Source organism: Streptomyces sp. RP5T (genome assembly GCF_003933965.1).
Classification (GTDB): Bacteria; Actinomycetota; Actinomycetes; order Streptomycetales; family Streptomycetaceae; genus Streptomyces.
On sequence record NZ_RSAJ01000817.1, the window covers coordinates 1 to 3,005 of the forward strand.

General features: G+C 72.3%; 3 protein-coding genes. 2 read left to right on the forward strand and 1 reads right to left on the reverse strand.

The features are described from left to right. Window positions 1-1,136 (forward strand): Ig-like domain-containing protein (locus EHS43_RS41480; RefSeq protein ID WP_260470954.1); only part of this gene is annotated, 1,136 nt, incomplete at its 5' end. Here EHS43_RS41480 and EHS43_RS41485 read toward each other — a convergent pair. Next, window positions 1,107-1,898, reverse strand: coding sequence for a helix-turn-helix domain-containing protein (locus tag EHS43_RS41485; RefSeq protein ID WP_125195671.1), 792 nt, complete (start codon window positions 1,896-1,898; stop codon window positions 1,107-1,109). The genes EHS43_RS41480 and EHS43_RS41485 overlap by 30 nt on opposite strands. A 63-nt stretch (window positions 1,899-1,961) precedes the next feature. Here EHS43_RS41485 and EHS43_RS41490 point away from each other — a divergent pair, with 63 nt between their 5' ends. Beyond that, window positions 1,962-2,771 (forward strand): SDR family oxidoreductase, encoded by an 810-nt coding sequence (locus EHS43_RS41490; RefSeq protein ID WP_125195672.1) that lies wholly within the window; start codon window positions 1,962-1,964, stop codon window positions 2,769-2,771. The last annotated feature ends 234 nt before the right edge of the window (window positions 2,772-3,005 follow it).

Below are 3,005 nucleotides of genomic sequence, written 5' to 3' on the forward strand. Positions count from 1 at the left end.
CGCCAGGGGCGGGGGCGACCGCGTCCGTGCGGGCGGCGACCAGGAAGGCGGTCGTCACGGTCACCCCGGCCGACGGCTCCGCGACGGCCGGCTTCACCAGCCCCGTCAAGGTCACCGTCACCGACGGCACCCTCGCCTCGGTCAAGGTCACCGGCAACGACGGCTCCACGCTGGAGGGGTCCTACGACGACACGAGGACGACCTGGACCTCGTCGAGGCACCCGTACTCGGGCACCAGGTACACCGTCACGGTCACGGCCCAGGGCGGCACCGAGCAGACGGCGACCTTCACCACCAGGTCGCCCGGCGAGACGTTCGTGGGCTACTTCACCCCCGAGGCGAACTCCACCTCCGGCGTCGGCATGCCTGTGTCGATCAACTTCACCCATGCCGTGTCCGACAGGGCCGCCGTGCAGAAGGCGATCACCGTGACCGCGGAGCCCGCCGTGGAGATCGTGGGCCACTGGTTCAGCGACACCCGCCTCGACTTCCGCCCCGAGACCTACTGGGCGCCCGGCACGACGATCACGCTCGGTCTGCGGCTCAGGGACGTCGAGGGCGCGGACGGCGTCTACGGCGTCCAGTCGAAGGACGTCACCTTCCACATCGGCCGGGCGCAGATCAGCACGGTCGACCTCGCCACCCGGCGGATGGTGGTCGAACGGGGCGGCGAGACGATCGCCACCTACCCGGTCAGCGGCGGCGACCCGGACCACACCACCTGGTCCGGGATCATGGTGATCAGCGAACGGTTCAAGCAGACCCGTATGGAGTCCTCGACGGTGGGGCTCGGCGACGAGTACGACATCTCCGACGTCCCGCACGCCCAGCGCCTGACCACCTCCGGCACCTTCGTGCACGGCAACTACTGGGCCTCCACCTCGGTGTTCGGCCACCAGAACACCAGCCACGGCTGCGTCGGCCTGCACGACGCCAAGGGTGCGAACGACAGCTCCGTGGACGGCTACAGGTTCTACGAGAGCTCCATGCTCGGCGACGTCGTGATCGTGAAGAACTCCGGGGAGAGGACCGTGGAGGCGTCGAACGGCCTCAACGGCTGGAACCTGTCCTGGTCGGACTGGAAGGCCGGCAGCGCGGTCCCGGCGTCACAGGAGCCCGGCGAGAGCGGCCTCTGAGGGGCTTCCCGGCACCGCCTGGTAGACGATGATCACCTGCTGCTCGGCGCCCCCGACGGTGAGCGCCTGCCGCCGCAGCGCCAGCTCGCCGACGACCGGGTGGGTGAAGCGTTTGAGCTCGTCGCGGGAGGGCCGCGCGTCGTGCCGGGCCCAGAGGCGACGGAAGTCCTCGTCCGCCTCCAGCTCGGAGACCAGCCGCCCGACCCGGGGATCGCGCGGGTCGGCCTCGGCGCGCAGGGCGGCGGCGGTCTGCGCGGCGATCTCCGGCCAGTCGGGGAACAGCCGCCGGCATGCCGGGTCGAGGAACATGTCCCGGACCAGGTTGTGTCCCGGCTCGTACATCGGGGCGAGCGCACGGGCCCACTTGTTGGCGGCCAGGACGTCGAAGCGCCGGTCGCGCACATACGCCGGGGTGCCCGCCCACGCGTCGAGCAACTGGTGTACGTCCGCCGCGACTTCGGTCTGCGCGGGGCGTGCGGGACCGGGCGTGGGCGCGGCGAGCGTGAACAGGTGCGCACAGGCGTCGTCGTCCAGCTCCAGCGCCCGTGCGAGCGCCCGCAGCACCTGCGGCGACGGGTGCTGGTCGACGCCCTGTTCCAGCCGGGTCAGATAGGGCTCGCTGATGCCGGCGAGCCGGGCCAGCTCGTCGCGGCGCAGCCCCGCGACCCGGCGTCTGCCATGGCCGGGCAGCCCCGCCCGCTCGGGCGGGACCCGGCCCCGCCGGGCCTTCAGGAACTCTCCGAGCGCGTTGTCGGCCGCCATGGCGGAAGGGTAACCCCGTGGGGGTGCTGGCTGCCGTCCGGCCGGGGGCGCAGGGTCGTAGGCATGACGAAGACATGGTTCATCACCGGCGCGTCCCGCGGCTTCGGCCGGATCTGGGCCGAGGCCGCACTGTCCCGAGGCGACCGTGTGGCCGCCACCGCCCGCCGCCCCGAGTCCCTGAAGCCCCTCGCCGACACCTACGGCGACAGCGTCCTGCCCCTCACTCTCGACGTCACCGACCGGGCTGCCGCCTTCGCCGCCGTCCGACGGGCCGCCGACACCTTCGGGCGCCTCGACGTGGTCGTCAACAACGCGGGCTACGGCCTGTTCGGCATGGTCGAGGAGACCACCGAGGAACAGGCCCGCACCCAGCTGGAGACCAACGTGTTCGGCCCGCTGTGGGTGACGCAGGCGGCCCTGCCGGTCCTGCGCGCCCAGGGCGCCGGGCACATCCTGCAGGTGTCCAGCCTCGGCGGCCTGGCCGCCTTCCCCTCTCTCGGTCTGTACAACGCCTCCAAGTGGGCGCTGGAGGGCATGAGCGAGGCGCTCGCCCAGGAGGTCGGCCCGCTCGGCATCCGCGTCACGATCGTCGAACCCGGCCCGTACGGCACCGACTGGTCCGGTTCCTCCGCGGTGCACACCGAGCCCATAAACGCCTACGACCCGGTCCGCGCGGCACGCCGGGCGGGGGCCTCGGCCCGCGCACCCCAGGATCCCGCGGCCACCGCCGAGGTCGTCCTCGAACTGGTCGACACCGACGAACCGCCCCTGCGGCTCTTCCTCGGCACGTACCCCTATCCCGTCGTCGAGGCGGCCTACCGGCAGCGCCTGGACACCTGGGACGCGTGGCGCGGGCTCGCCGCGAAGGCGTGAGCCGGCACTGCCCGGCCCCCGCCGACGCAAGCACCCCACGGCCGCCGTGCCACCGGCCACCGTCGTCGGGTCCCGCTCGGCAGGGACCCGGGGCCGCCTTCACGGGCTGAACTCACCTGCGGCACAGCGACTTTCACTGTTTCACCTCTTGACGACCGGAGTGACCTGGAGCACATTGGGCGCACTTTGAGAGCGCTCTCAGAGTGCGCTCGACCAGCACCCGCTCCCCCACCC

Excerpts from the sequence above, each read along its gene's own strand:
- EHS43_RS41485 (WP_125195671.1), bottom strand. The coding sequence starts at position 1,898 with ATGGCGGCCGACAACGCGCTCGGAGAGTTCCTGAAGGCCCGGCGGGGC.
- EHS43_RS41490 (WP_125195672.1), top strand. The coding sequence starts at position 1,962 with ATGACGAAGACATGGTTCATCACCGGCGCGTCCCGCGGCTTCGGCCGG.